The organism is Comamonas resistens (assembly GCF_030064165.1).
GTDB classification, from domain to species: Bacteria; Pseudomonadota; Gammaproteobacteria; order Burkholderiales; family Burkholderiaceae_C; genus Comamonas; species Comamonas resistens.
In genome coordinates, this window is record NZ_CP125947.1 from 395,781 (window position 1) to 421,241 (window position 25,461).

Sequence of the window (25,461 nt, forward strand, 5' to 3'; positions counted from 1 at the left end):
GCCGCGCAGCGAGGCTGTCGTCCCCCTCCCATAGCGTGAAGCGCGTAGAGAGAGGGGGCGCCCGGCTAGGGGAAGGCGCGGGGCCGCCTGGGCAAAGCGCCTCAGGGGGTGTAAATCTCCACCCCCAGATTCAGCATCAAGCGATTGGCCCAGCCAAACAGGGCGGCCGAGTGCAGCATGTCCAGAATCTCCAGATCGGACAGGCCGGCATCGCGCAGCGGCTGCACGTTCTGCACGCCAAAGCTGCCCGGTGCGCGGGTCAGGGCCAGCGAAGACTGGATGATGGCGCGCTCGCGGGCATTAGTGCCGGCGGTATCGGGGTCGTCGAACATCTGGGCCATCACATCGTTGCGCTTGGCCAGTTGCTCGAAGCGCTGGGCGTGCACCGAGGCGCAGTACACGCAGCCATTGGAGCGCGAGACGGCGGTGGCCGCCACTTCACGCTCGGCGCGGGACAGGCCGCCGGGCGCGTACATGATGGCATTGAAGGCCTGGGACCGCTCCAGCAGCACCTGGGGCTGGCGGGCCAGCAGCAGGTAGAAGTCCATGGTCTTGGCCTTGGGGTGGCTGACTTCCAGCACATGCTGTTGCTCGGGCGTGGCGGTTTCGGGGTTCAGCACTTCCAGCCAGGCCTTCCAGCCCAGGGTTTCGCTGGTAAAGCCGTTGCGGCGCAGCGGCTCGCCGGGCGGCGGCAGATTGGCGGGGTGGACAAAGGGTACGGCATCGGCGGGCTGGGCGGCAGGCGCTTCGGTCACGCCGCCCAGATCGCTCATGGCCTTGACGCCCACCAGCAAGCGGGCCTGATAGGCCACAAAGCCGATCAACTGAGCCAGCAGCACGGTGTCGTTGAGCGACAGGCCGGCAGCCGGAATGGCCAGCAAGGCCTGCTGCTCGCTTTCCGCAGGGTTGAGCGCCAGGGTGCGCACAAAGTGCAGCATGGCATCGAGGCGCGCATTGCCGGTCTGGGCGCCGGCCTTGTCCAGAATGCTGCGCAGCTCGGCGGTGATCCCGGCGTCCAGTGCTTCGGCCCGGGCGCGGTATTCCGCCTCCAGCACACTTACGCCGCTGACGCGGGCCTGCTCGGCGGCCAGTATCAGGCGCTCGGCCTGGGTCAGCGCGCTGTCCAGCTGATTGCCCAGCAGCAGGTCTTCGCAGGCCTGGGTGGCCAGGGCAACCTTTCCGCGCTCGTGGCGGGTGGTGAATGTGGGGCTGCCTTGCTCGAGGCCGGCCAGTCGGTCTATGGTGTCTGTCATGCGAAGTCTCTTGATTTAGGGTTGCAGCTGGCGGATGCGCGCAGCGCTGTCAGCGGCGGTCCATTCCGTGCCGTCCAGCTCGGGCTCGGCATAAGCTTGCAGCTTGGCGAAGTGTTGCTCGATATCGCCCAAGTAGAACAGCGAAGCCAGGCCCTGGGCCAGCTTGCGCGCGCCGTCGCTGATGGCGGGAATGTCGCCGGACACCGTGCCATGCGAGAGCGCAGCGGGGTAGCAGAAGCAGTGGATATGGTCGATGCCGGGCAGATCACCCTGGAACTCGAACAACGGCCCCAGATCGGGCGATGCGCTCAGCTCCGCATCCTCATCACCGGCGGCTGGCGTGAAGCGGCTGCTCCACAGCTTCACATGCGGGGCGATATCGGCGAATTCGGGGCGCAGGCTCCAGTCGATGGCAAAACCCGTGGAGATGATCAGAAAGTCCAGCACGAAGCGGCCGGCCGTGGTCTGCACATGCAGCTTGTCGCCCACGACCGTTGCGCTCTGCACGGCGCAGCCCAGGTTGAAGAAGGCGTTGTCGTGGCGCGAGACGCGCAGCGTGCTGCCGTGCGGCGGTGGCACTTGCTGGGCATTGATGTAGTGGCGGATGCGCCATTTCCATTCGTCGGGCAGCAGGTACTGGCCATGGGTCAGGCCGGGTACGCCCGAACCCTTGGATTTGTTGATCTGCGGCAGTTGCTTGCGGCGAATCAGCATATCGACGCTGGCCGCGCCGTTTTCGAGCGCCGTCGCGGCGCTGTCCATGGCCGAGGCGCCGGCGCCGACCACGCCCACATGCTTGCCGGCCAGCGTGGCGTAGTCCATTTCGTCCGAGGAATGGGCCCAGAATTTCTTGTCCACAGCCTGCATGAAGGCGGGAATCGTGGCGCCGCCCAGACCGTCGCGGCCCGTGGCCAGCACCAGGCGGCGGGTCTGCCAGGTGGCGGTGACGCCGTTGGCCTTGACATCGATTTCCACCACGCCATCGGCCTGCGGGCGCACGGCGACGACTTCATGGCCGTTGCGCACATCGGCGCCGGTGACACGGCGGTACCAGCGTAGATAGTCCATCCACTGCAGACGGGGAATCTTGTCCAGCTCCGTCCAGGCGGCTATGCCGAACTGGGCGATGAACCAGGCGCGAAAGGACAGCGAGGGGATGCCCATGGCCGGGCCGGTCAGCTCCTTGGGCGAGCGCAGGGTTTCCATGCGCGCCGTGGTGGCCCAGGGGCCTTCGAAGTCCAGCGGCGCTTTGTCCAGCAGCACGGGCTTGATGCCGACCTGACCCAGCGCCACATGCAGGGCCAAACCAGCCTGACCGGCACCGATGACGATCACGTCATGCACGGGCAGATCGTGGCGGGTGGAGGGCGGAATCCAGGCCTTGGCGGGCCATCCCAGCGTGAGCAGATCGTCGCGCAGGCGTTCTTCCAGCGTTGCCAGCCCAGATGCAGCGGCTGTCGTAGAAGTAGAAATTGACATAGCTAAAACCCAAAAGCGCCTGAGGCTTGAGCCGCAGACGCATCAAACAAACACCGATAACTTAACACTGCTTGAACTCGAAGCAGGACCAAGTGAGAGACACCGAGGAAGGGCCGCCCCGCACCGACGGTGTCGTTCCTCTCCCTTAGCGCGCAGCGCGTAGAGAGAGGGGGAAGCGGCAGGGCCGCTCAGGGGGTGTTAGTCAATACTTATTTTGGCATCCTTGACCACCTTGGCCCATTTGATGCGATCGTCATGGACGGTTTTCTTGAACTGCTCGGGTGTCTCTTCGCGGATGGTATTGCCCTGGGAGACAAAGCGTTCGCGCACCTCGGGCTGGCCCAGCACTTCGTTGACCGCGTGATTGAGCTTTTTGACGATGGCGGGATCGGTGCCCTTGGGGGCAAAGATACCGAACCAGATGGAGCTGTTGAAGCCCTTGGTTCCTGGCAGGCCGCTGGCGGCAATAGTGGGCACTTCCTTGACGGCTTCCACGGGCTTGGCCGTGGTCACGCCCAGCAGACGCACCTTGCCGGCCTTGTAGTGGCTCAGCACGGTCTGCACCTGGTTCATGATGCAGCAGGTCTCGCCGCGCAGCACCGAGGTGATGGCTTCGGGGCCACCCTTGTAGGGCACGTGCACCATGTCCAGGCCCAGGCGCGAGTTGAACTCGGCAAACGCCATATGGGTGCCGGCGCCATTGCCGGTGGAGGCGTAGTTGTACTTGCCGGGATGGGCCTTGACCTCGTCGACGAACTCTTTGAGGTTCTTGACGTTGATCACATTGGGATTGATGGTCAGCACATTGGCCACGTCCACCAGCGGTGCCACGGGCACAAAGTCGGCCTCCACGTCGAACGGCAGTTTCTTGTAGAGCGCGGCATTGCTGCCATGGGTGGCGGCGGTGCCGAAGTAGATGGTGTAGCCGTCGGGCTTGGCGCGCGCCACGAACTCGCTGCCGATATTGCCGGCGGCGCCGCTCTTGTAGTCGATGATGATGGGCTGACCCAGAATCTTGCCCAGAGGCTCCTGCGCCACGCGGCCGATCACATCCACACCCGAGCCGGCATTGAAGCCCATGATCATGGTGATGGGCTGGTGGGGGTAGCTGGCCGCGCCGTGGTCGGCCGCCTGACTGGCAATGGGAAGCAGGGCGGCGGCCGCCGCTGTAGCAGCAAGACCAGAGAGAAAACGGGGCAGCAAACGCATGGTGGGACTTGTCCAGATAAACCGTGAATTCGGGTAATTGTGTCCGTAAATTAATGCCTTGCTTCTATATGCTTATGCAGCATAAAGGCTGTAGGGTTAAAACAAAAACAGCCCACACTCTATGCAAAGTGTGGGCCGAAATCCGCTGGAAAGTGATGACTGGCAGGGGACCAGCGGAGGGAGCGATCAGCGACGGTACGGATTGTTGGGGCTGCGGTCATAGCGGTTGGGCACGCCATCGCCATCACGGTCCCAGCGGCTACCGCGGTAATCCCAGCGGCCGCCATGCTGGCTCCAGGTGGGTGGGCGATACACATAGCCGGGGCGGGCTTGTACCCAGTGGCCGGCACGCCAGACATGGCGGTGGCCGCGTGGCTCCCAGTAACCGGGGGCCCAGATATAGCCGCGGCGTGGTGCAGGCACGACCTCATAGCGGGGAGGTGGCGGGGCGCCGAACTGGACATTCACAAAAGCACCCTGGCTGACACCTGGGCCGTACATCCCGTGGGCCTGGGCGGGAGCGGCAAAGCCAATCAGAGCCAGTGCACTGGCCGCCAGAGCGGCTTGGACTGTGGAGCGGATTGTCAGCATGAGAGCCTCCTTGATTCGAGTGGATGGGTTGCCTATGTGGTCTCGGGCATCCCTTGGGCTCTATGTTCGGTGGCTTGCGTCAACCCGCGGTTGCCGCTGTGCGAAGTCTTGCAATCTTGTGTGTCTGTTCGGTGAAGTATGTATATAAATGGCTTTCAGGCTATGCAGGTAAAGCGCATATAGCTACATATTTGGTAGTGGCTGCTCAGCGGCGCAGCGCGGCAAAAGCCGGCAGCTCCCATTTGCGCATGCCCAGCACCAGGGTGTAGCCCTCGATCTTGCTGGATCCCAGGCGCTGGTCCTGCAGATGCTGCTGAGAGAAGTCCTGGCCTATGCGCTGTATGCGCTCCACAAAGCTGGGCGCCAGATGGGGGGCGATGGATCCATGAACCAGCAGCATGGTCTCGTCCTCTCCGGCGAACTGGCCGCCGAAGTAGTCGAGCACGGCGTTTTCGCGAAAGAAATCCATGACCGGACCGTTGGTCTGCCAGCGGAAGGTCTTGGCCAGGCGCAGCTTGTAGCGGTTACCGGGGCGCAGCTCGATGATGCCGATGCGGTCCAGCTGGGCCAGATAGCCGATGCCCTCGGGTTCGCTGATGCGATAGGTGGCAACGATCTGCTCCAGCGTCCACTGGCTGAGCACGCAGATGGCCGTCAGCAGCAGCTTGCGGTCGGCGACCACGGCAACTTCCTGCTCGCGTGTGATCTGCTGCAGCAGAGGGCGGCTGTCGGCCACGCTGCGCGCCAGATCGGCAAAGTCCAGATGCAGGGCACGGCAGATCTCGTCGATGCGCGACAGCGGCATATCGCCCTTGGCCAGCATGCGCTTGACGCTGGATTCGGCCATGTCTATGGCCTCGGCCAGGTCGGCGTAGGTCATCTGGGCGGCTTTGAGTTCCTTTTTGATGGCGGTGACAAGGTCGGCGGTCGTGCTCATGGTATCGGTCTGTAGTACTGACGGTGCAGCGGTGTAGCGCAAGTGTAGAAGATCGATGCTGCAGCATGGGCTGATTCCCATACTGCGCGGCAATCACACAAGGAGCCGCGCCATGCGCCTGTACACCACGCCCGTTACCACTGTGGAAATGACGGTACCCGAGACCTCCGGAACGCTGGAGCAGCGCTTTGCACTGTTCGGCGGCATGGCTTTTTTGTTCACTCTGGCGCTGGTGTTGCCCGGCATGGCGCAGCCCGAGCACTATCACGCGTTTGCCGACCGGCGCGCTTGGGGCGCTCTGCCGCATGCGGCCGATGTGCTGAGCAATCTGGGTTTTGTACTGGCGGGGCTTGCCGGTTTTGTGGCGCTGTGGCGTGCCGATCTTTGCCGACTGCGTGGTACGGCCAGAGCGTTGTGCGCCTTGTTTTTTGCAGGACTGCTGTGCTCGGCTGCGGGCTCGGCCGTCTATCACTGGGCGCCGCAGAATGCCAGCCTGGTCTGGGATCGTCTGGGCATGAGCGTGGCTTTTGCCGGTTTGCTGGGGTTGGCGGTGCAGACCCGCATCGACGATATCAGCGCCCGCCTGGCGACGATGGTGATGCTGCTGGCGGCCCCGGCCAGCATATGGGTCTGGGCGCAGACCAGCAATGTCCTGCCCTGGGTGCTGGTGCAGGCAGGCGGCATGCTGATGGTGTTGTGGCTGGCTTTTGTGTCGCCGCGTCGCCATGCACTGCCGGTGGAGCTGGGTTGGGTGATCGGTCTGTACGCCTTGGCCAAGTTGCTGGAGATATCCGACAGCGATGTCTTTGATGTCAGCGGCCACCTGATCTCCGGCCATAGTCTCAAGCATGGGGTGGCTGCCGCCGCGGCATGGCCGGTGCTGCGTGCGCTGCGACAATGGCGAGAACAGTAATTTTCATAGCGGCTTACGCAGCAGTATCAAGCGGTTGCGGCATAAAACCTACACAAAACTCAAAGCAAATAGGCAAAATGCCAGCAGCGCACCAGGGAGAGACCCATGAATTCAACGCCGGCCGGTGAGACGACAGCCCTTGCAGATCCGCACTCGCACCCGGATTCGCATCCCAATCAGTTTGCCCTGCTGGGCCAGCGCCGCTTTGCGCCGTTCTTCTGGACGCAGTTTGCCGGGGCGGGTAACGACAATCTGTTCAAGTTCGCCTTCACGGTGATGGTGACCTACCAGCTCAGCGTCTCGTGGCTGCCGCCTTCTATGGCCGGGCTGGTGATTGGTGCGCTGTTCACCTTGCCCTATCTGCTGTTTTCTGCCACCTCGGGGCAGCTGACCGACAAATGGGACAAGACGCGCATGTTCCGCCTCGTGAAGAACCTGGAAATCGTCATCATGCTGATCGCGGCCTGGGGCTTTATCCAGGCCAATGTGCCGGTGCTGCTGCTGTGCGTGTTTCTCATGGGGCTGCACTCCACGCTGTTCGGCCCCGTCAAGTTCGCCTACCTGCCCCAGGTGCTCAATGACCGCGAACTCACTGGCGGCAACGGCATGGTGGAGATGGGAACCTTTGTCGCCATCCTGCTGGGCCAGGTCGCCGGTGGCTTGTTGATTGCCGTGCCCGAAGTCGGTCATATGCAAGTAGCCATGGCCTGCGTGTCGGTGGCCATCATCGGCCGTATCTGTGCGCAATTCATTCCCCATGCGCCGGCAACCGACCCGGGCCTGGTCATCAACTGGAATCCGTTCACCGAAACCTGGCGCAACCTTCAACTGGCACGTCAGCAGCCCGTGGTGTTCCGCTCGCTGCTGGGCATCAGCTGGATGTGGTTCTTCGGCGCGGTGTTCCTCTCGCAGTTTCCCAGCTTTGCCAAGGAGGTGCTGCATGGCGACGAGCATGTGGCATCGCTGCTGCTGGTGATCTTCTCGGTCGGTATCGGCATTGGCTCGCTGCTGTGCGAGGTGTTCAGCCGCCGTCAGGTGGAAATCGGCCTGGTGCCGCTGGGTGCCATAGGCATGAGCGTGTTCGCGGTGGATCTGTTCTTTGCCACGCGCTCCCTGCCGGCCTCCGAGCTGATGGGCGTGGCGACTTTCTTCGCCGAGCACAGGCATTGGCGCGTGATGCTGGACCTGGGGCTGCTGGCGCTATCGGCCGGTATCTACAGCGTGCCCATGTATGCGCTGATCCAGATGCGCAGCCAGCCCACGCACCGTGCGCGCATCATCGCGGCCAACAATATCCTGAACGCGCTGTTCATGATCGCCTCCGCCGTGCTGGCCGGCGCCCTGCTGGCCGCAGGCTGCAGCATTCCCCAGGTGTTTCTGATCACCGGCATTGCCAATGCCATCGTGGCGCTTTATGTGTTCCTGTTGGTGCCCGAGTATCTGCTGCGCTTCGTGGCCTGGGTCATCACCCACTTTGTCTATCGTTTCAAGGTGCGTGGCTACGAAAACATCCCCAGCCAGGGTGCTGCGGTGCTGGTCTGCAACCACGTGAGTTTTGTCGATGCCATCCTGCTCATGGCGGCCAGCCCCAGGCCCATCCACTTTGTGATGGACCACCGCATCTTCCAGGCTCCGGTGCTGGGCTGGCTGTTCAAACTGGCCAAGGCAATTCCGATCGCTCCGCACAAGGAGGATCCTGCAACCTATGAAGCCGCGTTCGCGCGTGCGGCAGAGGTGCTGCGCGAGGGCGATCTGCTGGCCATCTTCCCAGAAGGTGGAATCACCTTTGACGGCCAGTTGCAACCCTTCAAGGGCGGCATCATGAAGATTCTCGAACGAGCCAGGGACGATGGCCTGAATGTGCCGGTCATCCCCATGGCGCTGACCAATCTATGGGGCTCCTACTTCAGCCGCATCGAGGTGCGCGCAGGCAAGAATGTGGCCATGGTCAAGCCGCTGCGTCGCGGCCTGTTCAACCGCGTGGGCCTGGAGGTGGGCACGCCGGTGTCGGCTTTCGAGGTCACGCCAGGTTTGCTGCAGCAGCGCGTGGCGGATCTGCTGCACAAGGGTTGAGAGGAGCCTCAGGGGTGCAGATGGATGTCACCCATATAGGCCAGACCGCTGCCGTGGGTGTTGTCCGAGTCGGCGGAGATGGTGATGCCGATCAGCATGGGCATGGCGCTGGATTCATCGCCGAAGACCTGGGCGTAGTCGGCTGCCAGATTGCGCTGCTCCGCCACCCACTGGCCCAGGTGCTGCTCGCCGCTTTGCAGCACGATGTAGCGCATGCGATGGGTAAAGGCATTGTGCTGGGTGCTGCCCACGGCCTGTTTGTTGTCCCAGACATAGCAAAGCGTCTCAGCCGGAATATTCTCTCCCGTGCTGATCCTGCCCAGGCGCAGCCTGGTGCGCTCGCCCAGGCTCAGCTGTGATTTGTCAAAGTCGAAGGACACGCAGAGCTTGAGCGCGGAGTCATCGCCTGCCTTGCGGCTGATGTCGGCCTTTTCCACTAGGTGGTCGACACGCCAGCGCCACTGCAGCTGCGGGCTGGCCGAAGGCGCCTGGTGCAGGGCATAAACCATATTGCCGTAGGCATCCTGGGTGGCGACGCGCAGCACATGCTGGCCGTCGAGCTCCGCCACCGTGAATTCGGTGGCGTTTTTGCCGGGCAGGGTGGCAAAGTGCCAGGGCGCGGGCAGGGGGCCGGTGCTCATCTTCGAGAATGTCAGGGCAATATCGTCCTGGGCCCAGCCGCTGCCTGCGCAGAGGCCCAGGGCTGCGGCGACAGCCAGCGCAGGGCCGCGGGTAAAGGTCCGCATGATGGGGCTCATGATGATTGATAGTGGTGGGCCATGGATCGAGGCAAGATGTTGCCCGGGCGTCAGTCCGCCTCAAAGTATCAATGCAAGATACTGCGAGCGCTGCGACGCGCTGATTTTGACAAAACACCATGTGCTTTGCTGTTGGCGCATCGATGATTCATCTGTCGCCGCTACAAGGCGGTGACAGATTTCAACAACAACCGGGAGCTTTCAGTGATTTCAACCTCGACCCTGATCCGCCCTTTGCGCAACGGCCTGTGTGCGCTTGGCATGGCCTGCGCCTTGCTGTGCGGCGGTAGTGCTTATGCGCAAAGCGAGGCTTCTCTGGTGCTGTCGGCTCTGCCCGTGGCATCGGTGGTCGCTGCAGCCTCCGGTGGAGGATCGGAGCATGTCGTGGCTATTCCCCTTTTCCTGTCTGCTGCTGGCGCCTCTGTGGTGGTCGAGGCGGTGGAGTCCAGCGCCGAAGGCGTGAGCTATGTGCTCAAGAATGTGGCAGATGGCACTTCTGCCGTGGTCAAGGTTTCTGGCCAGGCGGCAGGCGCACTCTCAGTGGGCGTGGGCACGGTGGTGCAGACCAGTGTGATCGGCGCCGGCGTGATTCTTTCCGCTGCAGGCAAGGTGCTGGCCTTCATCCCCAATGAAATCGGCAAGGCACTGATGCACAACGAGCGTCTGTAAACACGGAGGTCACCATGAAACATACGGCCGTGCATGCCATGCTGCCCGCACAGAACCGTCGCCAGACTTTGTCCAGTACCGCTTTGCTGGTGCTGGGGGTCACCCTGATGGCCTGGACCGGCTTGGCCCAGGCGGGCCGAAGCTGTGAAAACAAGCCCTTGACGGCCGAGACCATGAGCAAGGGCCTGAATCTGGCGTTGAACACCGCCAGGGCACTGGATGCCGAATACAAGAAGAACGGCACCCAGGTCGTGCTGCTGGCACGGGAAGGGCAGGATCTGAGCAAGTACGAGCTCAAATATTCCCATTACGGCTGGGCCTACCGTACCCCGGAGGGAATATGGCGTGTGGCGCACAAGCTCAACGAATGCGGCACGGCAGGTGGCCATGTCTATCGTCAGGGCCTGGGTGAATTTTTCCTCGACGATATGTGGAGCTATACGGCCGGCATTCAGGTTCCCACGCCAGCCGTACAGAAGGCGCTGTGGAGTTTTCTGACCCAGCCCACGGTGCTGCGTCTGCAAAACGAGCCCTACAGCATGGTCAGCTATGCCTGGGGGCAGAAGTATCAGCAGTCCAACCAGTGGGCGACCGAGACATTGGCTGCGGCCATGAGCCCCGCCAACATCCAGAACCGGGCGCAGGCCCAGAGCTGGCTGCAAAGCCAGGGCTATGAGCCCGGTGTGCTGATCATCCGCGCGTTCTCCAGGCTGGGCGGTCGCATGACTGCGGCCAATATTGCGTTTGACGACCATCCCAATGATAAGCGCTATGCCAGCCGCATCGAGACGGTGACCGTGGATTCCGTGACCCGTTGGCTGCAGCGAGCGCAACTGGCATCCGAGGTACGGGAAGTCCGCTGAATTTCAAGAAAATCTGTCTCTGGTGTATTGAGGTCATACGCTGTCAGCTATGAATTGAGGAGCGATTGAATATGAGTAAATCCCTGCGATTGCCGGAAAAATGGTTCCGCCGCGGCCTGTGGCTGGTGGCCGCGGCCTTTGCTTTTTTTCTGATAGGACTGGGCAGCCTGGTTGTCGGCAATCTGCCGCAACCCAATACGGCGCTGGAGGTGGAACATTTCATCCCCGATGCCGATGCACAGCGCGTGCAGGCTGCGATCAACAAGGCGCAGGCCCTGGCCCATCAGACGGGCCGGGAGCGTGACAAGGCACAGCTCAAATACGATGCCGAAAGAGCCCGCTATCAGTCCGCGCGCGACACGTTCGAGAACTGGGTGTCCACACGCCGCGCGACCGAACGACCCGAGCAGGATGCAGAACTGCTGGCCCGCACCAAGGCACTTGACGCTATCAAGCAGTCCGAAAACAAGGCCCGCGAGGAGCTGGAAAAGCAGGAGCAGACCAATCTGGAAGCCTCGCAGGCCGTCTCGAACGCCGAAGTCGAGATGAGCCAGTTGCGAGACGCGGCCTACCCGCAGTGGCAATCGGCCATGCGTGCCAGCGAGCTGCGCGTTTTCCTCTATCGCCTGGCGATCACCTTGCCTTTGCTGGTGGTGGCAGGCTGGCTGTTCGCCAAGAAGCGCAAGAGCACATGGTGGCCTTTTGTTTGGGGCTTCATCTTCTTCGCGCTGTTTGCCTTCTTTGTGGAGCTGGTTCCCTATCTGCCCGACTACGGCGGCTATGTCCGCTATATCGTGGGCATCGTGGTCACGGTGCTGCTGGGCCGATACGCCATCATTGCGCTCAATCGCTACCTGGAAAAGCAAAAGCAGCGCGAGGCCATGCCCGAGGTGCAGCGCCGTGAGGAGCTGAGCTATGACGTGGCGCTGGAGCGGCTGTCCAAGAGCGTATGCCCGGGTTGCGAGCGTCCCGTGGACCTCAAGAACACCGAGATCGACTTCTGCCCGCACTGCGGCATCGGCCTGTTCGACCACTGCGGCCATTGCCAAACGCGCAAGAGTGCCTTCTCGCGTTTTTGCCATGCCTGCGGCACGCCGGCGAGCAAGGTGGTGCCGGTGCCTTCCGCCAGCGCAGCCAAGGTCTCGGCAGGCCTGGTCGAGCCGCCCGGCCAGGCCAGTTAATTCACGGGCCGCAGCCTGGGCCTGCGGCTCAGTCCGTGCGTATGCGCGCCTTGCGGATGGTGCTCTCCAGCACCTTCTTCTCCTGTTCCAGATAGGCCGCGAACTGCGGCTGGGTCATGCGCATGGGCTTGAAGCCGGCTTCCGTCAGCTTTCTGGCCGTGTCCGTCTCGGCCAGCACGGCTGCCGTTTCCCGGGCCAGACGGTCGACGATGCGGGCATCCGTGTGGGCCGGCACCAGCAGCCCTTGCCAGGCTTCGACCTCCAGTGCCTGCAACTGCGGCGTCTCCGACAGGCTGGGCGTCTGCGGCAGGGTGGCCACGCGCTGGCGCGAGGTCACGCCCAGGCCCCTGACCTTGCCTTCCAGAATGAAGGGCTGGGCCAGGGCCACGGGCAGCACGGCCAGATCGATCTGCCCGCCCGCCAGCTCGGTCAGCACCTGCGGGCCGGACTTGTAGGGCACATGCACCAGTTCGATGCCGGCCAGTTGCTGGATCAGCTCGCCGGTCAGGTGCAGGCTGGTGCCGACACCGTCGGTGCCGAAGGTCAGCCGCCCCGGGTGCTGGCGTGCCAGCTGCAGCAGATCGTCCGCGCTGCCGGCCGAAAGGCCGGGACGTGCGACCAGGGCAAAGACCGAGGAGGCCACGGGCGCCACGGGCTGCAGTTCCCGCAGGCCGTCATAGCGGAACCTGGTTGGCGACACCAGCGGTGCTATCAGCACCGAGCTGGCCACGCCGAACAGCAGCGTGTAGCCGTCGGCCTTGGCCTTGATGACACGCTGCGTGGCAATCGTGCCAGAGGCACCAACGATGTTCTCGATGATCACGGGCTGGTGCAACCGTTCGGCCAGGCGCGGCAGGACGAGCCTGGCGGCCACGTCCACGCTGCCGCCGGGCGCGAAGGGTACAACCACCGTCAGGGGCTGGGCCGGCCAGGATGGCGCGGTCGGGCCGGAGGCCCGAGCGGTCAGCGGCAGCTGCGGCAGCAGTGGCGCGCCCAGCGCCCAGGCGGCGAATTGTCTGCGTCGTATCGGCATGATGGCTCCTGCTCTGCGGTGTTTCAACGGGCCAGCCAGGGCAACTGGTCGGCGTGGTAGCGCCAGGTCTGGAACACGGTGTTCAGGCGTCCGGGGCCCGTGCGGCGGGCGGTGGCATCGGGGTACTCGCCGAACCAGGGCAGGATGAATTCCCAGACGACCTCGCCTTGCGGCGTGACTTCGAACAGGCGGCCGGTGGCCGATTCGGTGATGTGGGTGTTGCCGTTCCACAGTCGCTGCGCGTTGCCCATGAAGGCGGTGTAGAAGGCGTTGACCATCTCGTCCTGGTAGCTCCATGTCACCTCGTGGGTGGCCGGGTCTATCTCCAGCACCCGCGAGAAGGCCACGTGCGCGCCTTCGCGGAAGTTGCCGTTGTCGAAGGTCAGGATGTGGCCGTTGGGAAGGGGGACCGGCGCATGCTGGTGCGAGACCACCGAGGGCGGAATGTGCAGCGTCACGGCGCCGCTGGCCTTGTCCACGCCGATGATGCCCGAGGTGGTGCGCAGGCTCATGAGCACGCTGCCGTCGCCCGCCACGGCCAGGCCGTTGACCAGCGGCCAGTGGTAGCGGCCGAAGCCCGAATGGATGGGAAAGTCCTCGGGATCGAGGTGTTCCCAGGCCTTCCATTCCCAGACCAGGCGGCCCGAGCGGTCCACCTCGCGGATCACGTCCGCATACATCACTTCATCGGGGCCGTGGGCCGTGCCCCCGGGCACGCGCTCGGCAAAGCCCGGCGGCACGGGCGCGCAGGCCGCGTACAGCAGATGGCCGTTGGGCAGCCATTGCGCGTCGTGGTGATGGGCCGGGTCCTGGTAGCTCCAGACAACCTCGCCTTCGGGCGTGACCTCGTAGAAGTCGCCGCCATGCCACATGGACCAGGGCGCATAGAGATCGGGAGAGTTCGGATGATTTCCGTTGTAGCCCAGGTTGCCATTGGGCAGGATCACGGCGTGGCGGCCTGCGCGCACGGGCAGCTTCCATTCGTGGGCCACGCGGCCTTCGATGTCTATCAGGTAGACATGGCCGTTGGCGGTCTGGGGAGCGATCAGCGTATAGCCGCCGGCACTGAGGGCGGGATCGTGGGCGATGAGACCCGTGCCGCGGCGGCGCTGGGTGACTTGGTCGACGGTGGTGGTCATGCAGTTCTTTCTGAGACAGGAAGCGGTAACAGGCGCCACTCTAGAAGTTCGATAGCGTCAGGAATAGCTGTTTGTTTTTGATTGGGCGTCAGAAAAAAATTTACACTTGGCCATGCCAGCAATTTCACAGGCCTTTCGATGTTTTGACGAGGTGGCGCGCCGTGGCTCGGTGCGTAAGGCCTCCGCAACGCTGTATCTGACGGCGGCCGCGGTCAACCAGCAGATTCTGAATCTGGAGGCGCAAGTGGGCCTGCCGTTGTTCGACCGGCTGCCCAGGGGCATGCAGCTGACGGCGGCGGGTGAGATCGTGCTGGCGGCCGTGCGGCGCAGCCAGCGCGACTTCGATAATGCGCTGGCCCAGGTAGAGGATTTGCAGGCCCTGCGCCGCGGCCATGTGAGCGTAGGCGTCTCGCATGCCACGGCCGAATACCTCGTGCCCCAGGTGATCGCGGCCATGCACGGCCGCTATCCGGACATCACCTTCAGCGTGCGTGCCGGCATCGGAGAAGAGCTGCTGCGCGGCGTGGCGCAGGGCGAGATCGACGTGGCCTACTGCCTGCGGCGCACGCCTCCCGCGGGCGTGGAGGAAATGCGCTCCTGGTCTCAGCCGCTGGGCGTGGTGATGGCGCCGGACCATCCGCTGCGCACGCGGCCACGTCTGCTGCGCCTGCGTGACTGCCTGGCCTATCCACTGATCCTGATGGCGCCCGATATGGAGCTGCGCAGCATGCTGGAGCGCCTGGACGGCGGTGCGCTGGGGCAGACGCGGCCGCTGGTGGAAACCAGCTCCGTGCCCATGGCCCGGCGGCTGGTGGCGCGCAGCGCGGCGCTGGGCTTCATGGTGCCGGACAACGTGGCCGAGGACGTGGCGGCCGGGCGCCTGATCTGGCGCATGCTGCATGACACTGGAGCGCAGCTGCACAGCTGCGCCTACCAGCGCACGGGCTACGCCATGGCTGCAGCCATGGAGATGTTTCTGACGGAACTGGAGCACGCGGCAGACGAGCTGAAGGCACGCTTTGAAACCGGGGTGTCGTGGTCGCTGGGCGATCTGGCTGTCTGACCATCAGCGACTCCCGGGGCGTAGCCCCAGGGCAGGGCGAGCGGCCCTTGCAGGCCGCTGCCTCAGACGCCGCGAGCCCGGTCTGCCTTGAAGCGGGCGCGGAATTCGGTGAAGGTGCCGGCATCCAGCGCGTCGCGGATTTCCTGCATCAGGTTCAGGTAGTAATGCAGGTTGTGGATGGTGGTCAGCATGGGGCCCAGCATCTCGCCGCAGCGGTCCAGGTGGTGCAGGTAGGCGCGGCTGAAACCGTCGCGGCCGCCATCGTCCCAGCTCACACCGCTTTTGCCCGCGCATGCGTGGCAGGTGCAGGTGGTGTCTATGGGCTGGTGGTCCACCTTGTGGCGCGCGTTGCGGATCTTGAGGTCGCCGTAGCGCGTGAAGATGGTGCCGTTGCGCGCATTGCGTGTGGGCATCACGCAGTCGAACATGTCCACGCCGTCGGCCACGCCCTGCACCAGGTCCTCCGGAGTGCCCACACCCATCAGGTAGCGCGGCTTGTTGGCCGGCAGCAGATGGGGCGTGTGGGCCATGATGTCCAGCATCTCGTCCTTGGGCTCGCCCACGGAAACGCCGCCCACGGCGTAGCCAGGGAAGTCCATCTCGACCAGAGCCTCAAGCGATTCCTCGCGCAAGTTCTTGAACATGCCGCCCTGGACGATGCCGAAGAGTGCATTGGGGTTCTCCAGGCGCTGAAACTCGTCCTTGGAGCGCTTGGCCCAGCGGCGGCTCATTTCCATGCTCTTGCGCGCCTCGGCCTCGGTGGTCTTCTTGCCGTTGGTCTCGTAGGGCGTGCATTCGTCGAGCTGCATGACGATGTCCGAGTTCAGGATCGTCTGGATCTGCATGCTGACCTCGGGCGACATGAACAGCTTGTCACCGTTCACGGGGCTCTGGAAATGCACGCCTTCCTCGGTAATCTTGCGCATGGCGCCCAGCGACCAGACCTGGAAGCCGCCCGAGTCGGTCAGGATGGGCTTGTCCCATTTCTCGAATTCATGCAGTCCGCCGAAGCTCTTCATGATGTCCAGGCCCGGGCGCATCCACAGGTGGAAGGTATTGCCCAGGATGATCTGGGCGCCCATTTCCTCGAGGCTGCGCGGCATCACGCCCTTGACGGTGCCATAGGTGCCCACGGGCATGAAGATGGGGGTCTGAACCTTGCCGTGGTTCAGGGTCAAGGTACCACGGCGCGCGTGGCTGGACGGGTCGGTCTTGAGAAGGTCAAACTGCAGCATAGTCCGGTATTTTCCCAGATGACCGAAGGCATTGCTCCAATGGCCTGATCTTGACCTATGGCGCCTCCCAGTTTTTGCCGCCTGAGCCTACACTGCAGAGGTTGGACAACAAGGAGAGCCTGATGGTCAAAATCATGATTGCGGTGGATGGTTCCGAAGCTGCTCTGGAGGGGGTGCGCCATGGCATCAAGCTCATGCAGCAAGGGCTGGATGCTCACTTTGTCATCGCTCATGTGCAGAAAGAAGCGTCGCTGCTGGAGCTGGCGACCACCGATTCGGATCTGATTGCCAACGCCAGCATAGAAGCAGGCATGGACCTGATCGCCCCGGCGCAGGAATTGCTCAAGGCTGCAGGCGCGCCTTACGAGGTGGAGATCAGCCTGGGTGAGCCAGGCAATACCTTGATCGATATTGCGCAGAGCACAGAGTGCGACCAGATCATCATCGGTGCCACGGGCCAGGGCGGTCTGGGCAGCATTCTCATCGGCTCGGTATCCCGGGAGGTGGCCAGACACAGCCGCCTGCCGGTGACGATTGTGAAACTGCCCGAAGTCGTCGAGGCTACAGATAGCGAGGAAGAGGAATCCTGAAACGATAGCTGCTGGCGCAATCAGGCATTGCGCTAAATGTGTTTTTGATGACTATGCTGCCCGGCGTTGCTGGGCAGATTCGCGGTGCTGCCAGCTGCTGTGGCCGCCCGGCTTGCGTGCATTCATCTTGCCGTGCGGAATATGGGCCAGCCGCATCAGCAGCCAGCGGCAGTAACCCTGCACGCGCAGGCATTTGTTGAGTTCTTCCTCGGGCAGCGGACCGGAGACCACGACCAGCCGGTCTGCTTCATCCCAGTCGCCCGCCATGCGCAGGCGCCGCTGCGTTCCCATGGCCCAGGCGTTGATACGCGTGGGATGGCCATGCTGGTAAATACGGCCCGTGACGCGGTCGAAGGCAATGGCTATGAGCTCGCTCTTGAGGCGATAGGGCCGCTCTCCGGTGATGGCATTGGGCGCATCACGCAGGTCGTACAGGTAGTAGTGCCCCGATCTGAGCTGATATCGCAGATGCAGTAAATCCATGAACCATGCCCTTCAAAGCGTGTGCCACGCAGGACTGCGTGCTGGGCATTCTCCACGAAATGATGGGCAAATGGTGGTTTTCAGGCTCAGGCGTCTTCTGCGGGGCTGAGCACCAGTCGCAGCTTGCCCAACTGCTCGTACAGATCCTGGGCGTTGTCCTGGCCCAGTGGGCCCAGCAATTGTTCGAGCCAACGCTCATGGGCGACAGCCATGGCCTTGAACTGCTTTTTGCCTGCGCGAGTCAGCCGCACGATCATGGAGCGGCGGTCTTCCTCGTCGGCCACGCGCTCCACCCAGCCCTCGGCCTCCAGCTGATCGGTCAGTCCCGTCACATTGCCGCCCGTCACCATCAGATATTCGGACAGCGTTTTCATGCGCAACCCTTTGGGAAAGCGGCTGAGCTGCGCCAGATAGTCGAAGCGCGGCAAGGTGGTGCCGAATTCATTGCGCAGCTGGGTGCGGATCACCTGTTCGATCTGCGTGCTGCAGGTCAGCAGGCGCAGCCACAGGCGTACAGCCTGATGCTCGTCATGAGACAGACCAGCCTCCCTTCCCAGGGCTTCTGGCTGTGCAGCGGAAACGTCTGAATGGAATTTGTCCATGGCATGAAGGGTGCACCCACCCATGTGTTTTTGCTTCAGGGTTAGGCCCGATTTTAGTGAAAAATTCATGCATTAATAATTTAGATATAAAGTAATTTTCAACGAGCCAGAACTGGATCTCCGAGATGAAAATCGTCTGCATAGGTGGCGGCCCCGCCGGTCTGTATTTCGCGCTGCTGATGAAGCAGCTGAACGCGGCGCACGATGTCACCGTCGTGGAGCGCAACAAGCCCTACGACACCTTTGGCTGGGGCGTGGTGTTCTCCGATGCGACCATGGACAATATGCGCGAGTGGGACCCGGTGACGGCCGCGCAGATCGAGGAGGCCTTCAACCACTGGGACGACATCGAGCTGCTGTTCAAGGGCCGCCGGATCCGCTCGGGCGGCCACGGCTTCGTGGGCATAGGCCGCAAGCACCTGCTCAACATCCTGCAGGCGCGCTGCGAGCAGCTCGGCGTGAAGCTGGTGTTCGAGACCGAGGTACAGTCCGACGAGGACTATGTGGATGCCGACCTGGTCATTGCCAGCGACGGCGTGAACTCGCGCATCCGCACCAAGTACGCCGACACCTTCAGGCCCGACATTGTCACGCGTCCCAACCGCTTCATCTGGCTGGGCACGAACAAGGTCTACGAGGCCTTCACCTTCGACTTCGTGCGCACCGAGCACGGCTGGTTCCAGGCCCACATCTACAAGTTCGACGACAAGACCTCGACCTTCATCGTCGAGACCACCGAGGACACCTGGAAGGCCAGCGGACTGGACCAGGCCGACCAGCAGCAGTCCATAGACTTCTGCGAAAGGATCTTCGCGGACAACCTGCAGGGCGAGAAGCTCATGACCAATGCGCGCCACCTGCGGGGCTCGGCGTGGATCAACTTCCAGCGCGTGGTCTGCGAGCAATGGTGGCTCAGGAACGCCAAGGGCAGCCATGTGGTGCTGATGGGTGATGCCGTGCACACGGCGCATTTCGCGATTGGCTCGGGCACCAAGCTGGCCATCGAGGATGCGATCGAGCTGGCGCGCCAGTTCAAGCTGCTGGGCAATGTGTCGGGCGATGGGCGCGAGCATATCCCCGAGGTGCTGGCAGCCTATCAGGAGGCGCGCCGCGTGGAGACGCTGCGCATCCAGAACGCGGCCTGGAACGCCATGGAGTGGTTCGAGGTCTGCGGCCAGCGCTACTGCGACCATCTGGAGCCGGAGCAGTTCATGTACTCCATGCTTACGCGCAGCCAGCGCATCAGCCACGAGAACCTGCGCCTGCGCGATGCGGGCTGGCTGGGCGGTTACGAGCAGTGGCTGGCGCAGAAGAATGGCGTGCAGGTCGAGGGCAAGGCGCCGCCGCCCATGTTCCTGCCCTACCGGCTGCGCGGCCTCACGCTCAAGAACCGCATCGTGGTCTCGCCCATGGCCCAGTACTCGGCCGTGGACGGCGTGCCCGGCGACTATCACCTGGTGCATCTGGGCGCGCGCGCCCTGGGCGGTGCGGGCCTGGTGTTTGCCGAGATGGCCTGCGTGAGCCCCGAGGGCCGCATCACCCCGGGCTGCCCGGGCACCTACAGCGAGGCGCAGAAGGCGGCTTGGAAGCGCATCGCCGACTGGATCCATGCTCACACCGACGCCAAGTTCGCCATGCAGATCGGCCATGCGGGCGCCAAGGCCTCGACGCGCGTGGCCTGGGAGGGCACCGACCTGCCGCTGGAGGAGGGCAACTGGCCCATCATCTCGGCCTCGCCCCAGCAATACCTGGAGGGCGTGAGCCAGATCTCCAGGCAGATGACGCGCGCCGACATGAACGAAGTCAAGGCCCAGTTCGTGCACGGCGCGCAGATGGCAGCCGACATCGGCGCCGACTGGCTGGAGCTGCACTGCGCCCACGGCTACCTGCTGTCGGCCTTTATCTCGCCGCTGACCAACCACCGCGACGACGAATACGGCGGCAGCCTGGAAAACCGCCTGCGCTACCCGCTGGAAGTGTTCCGGGCCGTGCGCGCCGCCTGGCCCGAGGACAAGCCCATGTCCGTGCGCATCTCGGCCCATGACTGGGTGCCGGGCGGCATCACGCCGGACGATGCGGTGCAGATCGCCAAGGCCTTCAAGGCCGCGGGAGCGGACCTGATCGACTGCTCGTCGGGCCAGGTCAGCAAGCAGGAAAAGCCGGTCTACGGCCGCATGTTCCAGACGCCGTTCGCCGACCGCGTGCGCCAGGAGGCCGGCATTGCCACCATGGCCGTGGGTGCGATCAGCGAGGCCGACCACGCCAACTCCATCATTGCGGCCGGCCGCGCCGACCTGTGCGCCGTGGCGCGGCCGCATCTGGCCAATCCGGCCTGGACGCTGACCGAAGCGGCCAAGATTGGCTACACGCCCATTGTCTGGCCCAAGCAATATTTCCAGGGCAAGCGCCAGATGGAAACTTTGTTCGAGCGTGAAAAGGCCTTGAAATGAAACACCCCCTGAGTCGCTTCGCGCCTTCCCCCTCTCTCGCTTCGCGGGAGGGGGACGATACCTTCGCTGCGAGGCGGCTCTTGCTCGGTATCTCTGGCTTGGAGCGCGCCAGTTTCATGCGCTATGGAGAACTCGATGACGCGCGATTTGAATGATCAACATGCGCTGGTGACCGGCGCCGGCCAGGGCATAGGCGAGGCCATCGCACGCCAGCTGCTGGCGCGCGGTGCCAGGGTCACGGTGCTGGGGCGCAGGGCCGGGACGCTGCAACAGCTGGTGGACGAGTTCCCCGGCCTATGCCACATGGAACTTGCCGATGTGGCCGATGAATCCCAGGTCAAAACCGCTTTTGCGCAGGCTGCATCTGCGCTGGGTGCTATCGATATTCTGGTCAACAACGCGGGCCAGGCACAGAGCGCGCCGTTTCTGAAAATGGACGCGGCGCTGTGGCAGAACATGCTGGCCGTCAACCTCACGGGAACCATGCTGTGCATACAGCAGGTGCTGCCCGTCATGGTGGAGCGCGGTCGCGGGCGCATCGTCAACGTGGCCAGCACCGCGGGGCTCAAAGGCTATCCCTATGTGGCGGCCTATTGCGCGGCCAAGCATGGTGTGGTGGGCCTGACGCGCGCGCTGGCGCTGGAGCTGGCGAGCAAGGGCGTCACAGTCAACGCCGTCTGCCCCGGCTATACCGAAACCGAGATCGTGCGCGAGAGCATTGCGCGCGTGGTGGCCAAGACCGGCCGTACGCCCGAGCAGGCCATGGCCGAATTCGTCAAGGGCAACCCGCAGGGCCGGCTGGTCCAGCCGCAGGAAGTTGCCGATGCCGTGCTGTGGCTCTGCGGTCCGGGCGCGGGGGCGATTACCGGCCAGGCCATAGCCGTAGCCGGCGGCGAAGTGTGATGCACCCCCTGAGCCGCTACGCGGCTTCCCCCTGGAAGGGGGACGGCGCCTTCGCAGCGGAGCGGCCCTTGCTCGGCGCCACTGGCTTGGGCTGGGGTGGCTTGAGAGACAGTGCCTTGGATGACTTATTCAATGGAGAGCGAGACCAAGATGAGTGAATACGCAATCGATCCCGCGCTGGTGGCGGGCAACCATCAGTATCTGGCCGGCTACGAGGCCCGGCATTTCCTGTGGCAGGTGACGGACGGCGTGGCCACGATCACGCTCAATCGGCCCGAGCGCAAGAACCCGCTGACCTTCGACTCCTACGCCGAGCTGCGTGACCTGTTCCACAGGCTCAAATGGGCACAGGACGTGAAGGCCGTGGTACTGGTGGGCGCGGGCGGCAACTTCTGCTCGGGCGGCGACGTGCATGAAATCATCGGTCCGCTGGTGCAGCTCAAGGCGCCCGAGCTGCTGATGTTCACACGCATGACGGGCGAGCTGGTCAAGACCATGCGCGCCTGCCCCCAGCCCATCATCGCGGCCGTGGACGGCGTCTGCGCGGGGGCCGGCGCCATCATGGCCATGGCCTCGGACATGCGCCTGGGCACGGCGCGCAGCAAGACGGCTTTTCTTTTCAACCGCGTGGGCCTGGCGGGCTGCGACATGGGGGCCTGCGCCATCCTGCCGCGCATCATCGGGCAGGGCCGCGCCAGCGAGCTGCTCTACACGGGCCGCAGCCTGGGCGGGGAAGAGGGCGAGCGCTGGGGCTTCTTCAACCGCCTGTGCGATCCCGAGGCCGTGCTGGATGAGGCGCGCAAGCTCGCGGCGGACCTAGCGGCCGGCCCCACGTTCGCCAACGGCATCACCAAGACCATGCTGCACCAGGAATGGGCCATGACCGTGGAGCAGGCCATAGAGGCCGAAGCCCAGGCCCAGGCCCTGTGCATGCTGACCCAGGACTACGGGCGCGCTTATCACGCGTTTGTCGCCAAGCAAAAACCTGAGTTCAAGGGGAACTGAAATGAAGCTCCCCCTGAGCCGCGGCACGGCTTCCCCCTCTCTCGCTTCGCGGGAGGGGGACGACGCCCTCGCTGCGGGGCGGCCCTTGCTTGGCGTCCCAGGCTTGGGCCGTGCCGGTTTGGCGAATCATTGAGTGATGCTTGGTATTACGGAGACTTGAAATGGCAGATGAGAATTATCTGAAATGGCCGTTCTTTGAAGCCCGCCATGCGCAGCTGGCGCAGCAGCTCGACGCCTGGGCAGCGCAGCATATCGCCCACGATCACGGCCCCGATGTGGATGCCGAGTGCCGGCAACTGGTCAAGGCCCTGGGGGCGGGCGGCTGGCTGCGCCATGCGGTGGCCGGTGCCGAGTTCGGCGGCGCTGGCGAGGAGATCGACACGCGCTCCATCTGCCTGATCCGCGAAACCCTGGCCCGCCACAGCGGCCTGGCCGACTTCGCCTTTGCCATGCAGGGCCTGGGCTCGGGAGCCATCAGCCTGGCCGGCACGCCCGGGCAGAAGCAGCGCTACCTCGGCAAGGTGGCGGCGGGCGAGGCGATCTCGGCCTTTGCGCTGTCCGAGCCCGAGGCGGGCTCCGATGTGGCGGCCATGGCCTGCGAGGCCAGGCTTGAACGTGATGGTGAGGGCGACCACTATGTGATCAACGGCGAGAAGACCTGGATCTCCAACGGAGGCATTGCCGATTTTTACGTGGTCTTTGTGCGCACGGGCGAGGCGCCAGGCTCGCGCGGCATCTCGGCGCTGATCGTCGATGCCGAAACGCCAGGCTTTGAGATCGCCGAGCGCATCAATGTGATCGCGCCGCACCCGCTGGCGCGGCTCAAGTTCACCCATTGCCGCGTGCCAGTGACGCAGCGCGTGGGTGCGGCCGGCGAGGGTTTCAAGGTGGCCATGCGTACGCTGGACGTGTTCCGTACCTCTGTGGCCGCAGCGGCCCTGGGCTTTGCGCGGCGTGCGCTCGACGAGGCGCTCAAGCGTGCCACCACGCGCAAGATGTTTCAGGGGGTGCTGGCGGACTTCCAGCTGACCCAGGCCAAGCTCGCGCAGATGGCCACGCAGATCGACAGCGCGGCCCTGCTAACCTACCGCGCCGCCTGGCAGCGCGACCAGGGCGAGAACGTGACGCGTGAGGCCGCCATGGCCAAGATGACGGCCACCGAGAACGCCCAGCAGGTCATAGACGCCGCCGTGCAGATCTGGGGCGGGCTGGGCGTGGTCAGCGAACAGCCCGTGGAGCGCCTGTACCGCGAGATTCGCGCGCTGCGCATCTACGAGGGCGCGACCGAGGTGCAGCAGCTCATCATCGCGCGCGAACTGCTCAAGAGCGTCTAGGAGAGCCAGCCATGTCCTATACCGCCCATATCGACACCTTTGCTTTTGATAACCTGCCGCCCGCCGAACTGCAGCCCGAGTACGTGTTCGAACTGCCCGAGCTGCAGTTTCCCGAGCGCCTGAATTGCGCGGCCGAGCTGCTGGACCGCCATGTGGAAGAAGGGCGTGGCGACAGGCTGTGCATACAGGCAGAAGGCCTGCGCTGGACCTACGCCGAACTGCAGGACAAGGCCAACCGCATCGCCCATGTGCTGACCCGGCAACTGGGCCTGGTGCCGGGCAACCGCGTGCTGCTGTGCGCGCCCAACAATCCCATGATGGTGGCCTGCTGGTTCGGCGTCATCAAGGCCGGTGGCATTGTCGTGGCGGCCATGCCGCTGCTGCGCGCCAAGGAGCTGTCCACCATCGCCGACATCGCCCAGATCAGCCACGCGCTGTGCGACGAGGCACTGCGGGCCGAGGTGGAGGGCGCACAGCAGAAATCCGCCACGCTCAAGACCCTGCGCTTCTTCAACGGCCGCGCAGACGTCGCCAATGCCACCAATGCCGCCGACGCGCTGGAGCCCTTGATGGCCCAGGCATCGGGCCAGTTTCAGACGGTGGACACGGCGGCCACCGACACCTGTCTGCTGGGCTTCACCTCGGGCACCACGGGCGTGCCCAAGGCCACCATGCATTTCCACCGCGATGTGATGGCCGTCTGCGCCTGCTGGCCGCCACATGTGCTGCGCGCCGAAGCCGACGATGTGTTCATAGGCAGCCCGCCGGTGGCCTTTACCTTCGGCCTGGGCGGGCAGGTGCTGTTTCCCATGTCCATAGGCGCCTCCATGGCGCTGCTGGAAAAGGCCGGACCCAACCAGCTGGTGGACGGCATGGAGCGCTTCGGCGCAACCGTGGTGTTCACGGCGCCCACCTCCTACCGCGTCATGGCCCAGCAGGGCGAGCGCCTGCGCAAGACCCGGCTGCGCAAATGCGTGTCGGCAGGCGAGGCGCTGACGGCCTCCACGCGCGCGCTCTGGAAGGACGCCACGGGCATAGAGATCATCGACGGCATAGGCTCGACCGAGATGCTGCACATCTTCATCTCGCACCGCGAGGAGGAGGCGCGTCCCGGCGCCACGGGCAAAGCCGTGCCCGGCTACCGGGCCAAGGTGGTGGACGACGAGGGCCGCGAGCTGCCGCCGGGCACGGTGGGCAAGCTGGCCGTGCAAGGCCCCACGGGCTGCCGCTATCTCAACGACAGCCGCCAGAGCAAATATGTGAGCCAGGGCTGGAACCTCACCGGCGATGCCTATCTGATGGACGCAGACGGCTATTTCGTCTACCAGGCGCGCACCGACGACATGATCATCTCGGCCGGCTACAACATCGCGGCGCCCGAGGTCGAGGAGGCCTTGATGCAGCATGCGGCCGTGGCCGAATGCGCGGTGATAGGCGTGGCCGACGCGGAGCGCGGCCAGATCGTCAAGGCCTTTGTCGTGCTGAGTGCGGGCCATGCGGCGGGCGATGCCATGGTCAGGGAGCTGCAGGATTTCGTGAAGAGCACCGTCGCCCCCTACAAATATCCGCGTGCCGTGCAGTTTGTGGACCAGCTGCCGCGCACGGCCACGGGCAAGCTGCAGCGCTTCAGGCTGCATGGACAATGAATGCTATTTTTGCAGGAGCTGTTGGCGCTTTTCCATCAAGCGCTGCAGGTCG

General features: G+C 64.1%; 23 protein-coding genes. 12 read left to right on the forward strand and 11 right to left on the reverse strand.

Translation table 11 applies throughout. The annotated features are described in order from the left end of the window. Positions 1 to 101 precede the first annotated feature (101 nt). From QMY55_RS01800 to QMY55_RS01820, 5 genes are all read right to left on the reverse strand, one after another. On the reverse strand, positions 102 to 1,253 hold the full coding sequence (locus QMY55_RS01800; protein WP_283487010.1) for a CMD domain-containing protein: 1,152 nt from the start codon (positions 1,251 to 1,253) through the stop codon (positions 102 to 104). Between the two features lie 15 nt (positions 1,254 to 1,268). Then, positions 1,269 to 2,732, reverse strand: a complete 1,464-nt coding sequence (locus tag QMY55_RS01805; protein WP_283487011.1) for a SidA/IucD/PvdA family monooxygenase — start codon at positions 2,730 to 2,732, stop codon at positions 1,269 to 1,271. Between the two features lie 198 nt (positions 2,733 to 2,930). Then, positions 2,931 to 3,941 carry a Bug family tripartite tricarboxylate transporter substrate binding protein gene (locus tag QMY55_RS01810; RefSeq protein WP_283487012.1) on the reverse strand — a complete coding sequence of 337 codons (1,011 nt, stop codon included), beginning with the start codon at positions 3,939 to 3,941 and terminating at the stop codon, positions 2,931 to 2,933. Between the two features lie 186 nt (positions 3,942 to 4,127). Further along, positions 4,128 to 4,532 carry a YXWGXW repeat-containing protein gene (locus tag QMY55_RS01815; protein WP_283487013.1) on the reverse strand — a complete coding sequence of 135 codons (405 nt, stop codon included), beginning with the start codon at positions 4,530 to 4,532 and terminating at the stop codon, positions 4,128 to 4,130. Positions 4,533 to 4,737: 205 nt separating this feature from the next. After that, positions 4,738 to 5,469 carry a helix-turn-helix domain-containing protein gene (locus tag QMY55_RS01820; RefSeq protein ID WP_283487014.1) on the reverse strand — a complete coding sequence of 244 codons (732 nt, stop codon included), beginning with the start codon at positions 5,467 to 5,469 and terminating at the stop codon, positions 4,738 to 4,740. Positions 5,470 to 5,581: 112 nt separating this feature from the next. On the opposite strand from QMY55_RS01820, the gene QMY55_RS01825 reads away from it, so the two are divergent. After that, positions 5,582 to 6,382: a hypothetical protein gene (locus tag QMY55_RS01825; RefSeq protein WP_283487015.1), complete on the forward strand. Its 801-nt coding sequence runs from the start codon at positions 5,582 to 5,584 to the stop codon at positions 6,380 to 6,382. Positions 6,383 to 6,487: 105 nt separating this feature from the next. Beyond that, complete coding sequence (locus QMY55_RS01830; protein WP_283487016.1) at positions 6,488 to 8,455, forward strand: MFS transporter; 1,968 nt, start codon at positions 6,488 to 6,490, stop codon at positions 8,453 to 8,455. A gap of 8 nt (positions 8,456 to 8,463) precedes the next feature. Here QMY55_RS01830 and QMY55_RS01835 read toward each other — a convergent pair whose 3' ends face one another. Beyond that, the gene (locus QMY55_RS01835; protein WP_283487017.1) at positions 8,464 to 9,201 is read right to left on the reverse strand and encodes a DUF3047 domain-containing protein; all 738 of its coding nucleotides are present in this window, start codon (positions 9,199 to 9,201) and stop codon (positions 8,464 to 8,466) included. A gap of 216 nt (positions 9,202 to 9,417) precedes the next feature. On the opposite strand from QMY55_RS01835, the gene QMY55_RS01840 reads away from it, so the two are divergent. The 3 genes from QMY55_RS01840 (at position 9,418) to QMY55_RS01850 (ending at position 11,926) form a co-directional block, all read left to right on the forward strand. After that, on the forward strand, positions 9,418 to 9,882 hold the full coding sequence (locus QMY55_RS01840; RefSeq protein WP_283487018.1) for a hypothetical protein: 465 nt from the start codon (positions 9,418 to 9,420) through the stop codon (positions 9,880 to 9,882). Positions 9,883 to 9,920: 38 nt separating this feature from the next. Next, positions 9,921 to 10,745, forward strand: coding sequence for a DUF2145 domain-containing protein (locus QMY55_RS01845; protein WP_407650678.1), 825 nt, complete (start codon positions 9,921 to 9,923; stop codon positions 10,743 to 10,745). 71 nt (positions 10,746 to 10,816) lie between these two features. Then, positions 10,817 to 11,926, forward strand: a complete 1,110-nt coding sequence (locus QMY55_RS01850; RefSeq protein WP_283487019.1) for a zinc ribbon domain-containing protein — start codon at positions 10,817 to 10,819, stop codon at positions 11,924 to 11,926. A 28-nt stretch (positions 11,927 to 11,954) separates the two neighbouring features. Here the strand turns inward: QMY55_RS01850 and QMY55_RS01855 are convergent, their stop codons facing one another. Both QMY55_RS01855 and QMY55_RS01860 read right to left on the reverse strand, forming a co-directional pair. Next, positions 11,955 to 12,959, reverse strand: coding sequence for a Bug family tripartite tricarboxylate transporter substrate binding protein (locus QMY55_RS01855; RefSeq protein WP_283487020.1), 1,005 nt, complete (start codon positions 12,957 to 12,959; stop codon positions 11,955 to 11,957). A gap of 23 nt (positions 12,960 to 12,982) precedes the next feature. Beyond that, complete coding sequence (locus QMY55_RS01860; protein ID WP_283487021.1) at positions 12,983 to 14,098, reverse strand: aryl-sulfate sulfotransferase; 1,116 nt, start codon at positions 14,096 to 14,098, stop codon at positions 12,983 to 12,985. Positions 14,099 to 14,210: 112 nt separating this feature from the next. Between QMY55_RS01860 and QMY55_RS01865 the strand changes: the two genes are divergently transcribed. Beyond that, positions 14,211 to 15,161 carry a LysR family transcriptional regulator gene (locus tag QMY55_RS01865; protein WP_283487022.1) on the forward strand — a complete coding sequence of 317 codons (951 nt, stop codon included), beginning with the start codon at positions 14,211 to 14,213 and terminating at the stop codon, positions 15,159 to 15,161. 62 nt (positions 15,162 to 15,223) lie between these two features. On the opposite strand, the gene tgt is transcribed toward QMY55_RS01865, so the two are convergent. Beyond that, positions 15,224 to 16,396, reverse strand: coding sequence for a tRNA guanosine(34) transglycosylase Tgt (tgt, locus tag QMY55_RS01870; protein ID WP_283487023.1), 1,173 nt, complete (start codon positions 16,394 to 16,396; stop codon positions 15,224 to 15,226). A gap of 122 nt (positions 16,397 to 16,518) precedes the next feature. Between tgt and QMY55_RS01875 the strand changes: the two genes are divergently transcribed. Beyond that, positions 16,519 to 16,986 (forward strand): universal stress protein, encoded by a 468-nt coding sequence (locus QMY55_RS01875; RefSeq protein WP_283487024.1) that lies wholly within the window; start codon positions 16,519 to 16,521, stop codon positions 16,984 to 16,986. A 51-nt stretch (positions 16,987 to 17,037) separates the two neighbouring features. On the opposite strand, the gene QMY55_RS01880 is transcribed toward QMY55_RS01875, so the two are convergent. Both QMY55_RS01880 and QMY55_RS01885 read right to left on the reverse strand, forming a co-directional pair. Next, positions 17,038 to 17,460: a hypothetical protein gene (locus tag QMY55_RS01880; protein ID WP_283488861.1), complete on the reverse strand. Its 423-nt coding sequence runs from the start codon at positions 17,458 to 17,460 to the stop codon at positions 17,038 to 17,040. Positions 17,461 to 17,555: 95 nt separating this feature from the next. Continuing rightward, entirely contained in the window at positions 17,556 to 18,095 is a 540-nt protein-coding gene (locus QMY55_RS01885) for a MarR family winged helix-turn-helix transcriptional regulator (protein ID WP_283487025.1), read from the reverse strand. 101 nt (positions 18,096 to 18,196) lie between these two features. Between QMY55_RS01885 and QMY55_RS01890 the strand changes: the two genes are divergently transcribed. The 5 genes from QMY55_RS01890 (at position 18,197) to QMY55_RS01910 (ending at position 25,409) form a co-directional block, all read left to right on the forward strand. Further along, positions 18,197 to 20,521 (forward strand): bifunctional salicylyl-CoA 5-hydroxylase/oxidoreductase, encoded by a 2,325-nt coding sequence (locus tag QMY55_RS01890; RefSeq protein WP_283487026.1) that lies wholly within the window; start codon positions 18,197 to 18,199, stop codon positions 20,519 to 20,521. Between the two features lie 135 nt (positions 20,522 to 20,656). Further along, positions 20,657 to 21,424: an SDR family NAD(P)-dependent oxidoreductase gene (locus QMY55_RS01895; RefSeq protein ID WP_283487027.1), complete on the forward strand. Its 768-nt coding sequence runs from the start codon at positions 20,657 to 20,659 to the stop codon at positions 21,422 to 21,424. Between the two features lie 150 nt (positions 21,425 to 21,574). Then, positions 21,575 to 22,429: an enoyl-CoA hydratase family protein gene (locus QMY55_RS01900; protein ID WP_283487028.1), complete on the forward strand. Its 855-nt coding sequence runs from the start codon at positions 21,575 to 21,577 to the stop codon at positions 22,427 to 22,429. A 161-nt stretch (positions 22,430 to 22,590) separates the two neighbouring features. Continuing rightward, on the forward strand, positions 22,591 to 23,763 hold the full coding sequence (locus QMY55_RS01905; RefSeq protein WP_283487029.1) for an acyl-CoA dehydrogenase family protein: 1,173 nt from the start codon (positions 22,591 to 22,593) through the stop codon (positions 23,761 to 23,763). Positions 23,764 to 23,774: 11 nt separating this feature from the next. Beyond that, complete coding sequence (locus tag QMY55_RS01910) at positions 23,775 to 25,409, forward strand: benzoate-CoA ligase family protein (RefSeq protein ID WP_283487030.1); 1,635 nt, start codon at positions 23,775 to 23,777, stop codon at positions 25,407 to 25,409. Positions 25,410 to 25,461 lie beyond the last annotated feature (52 nt).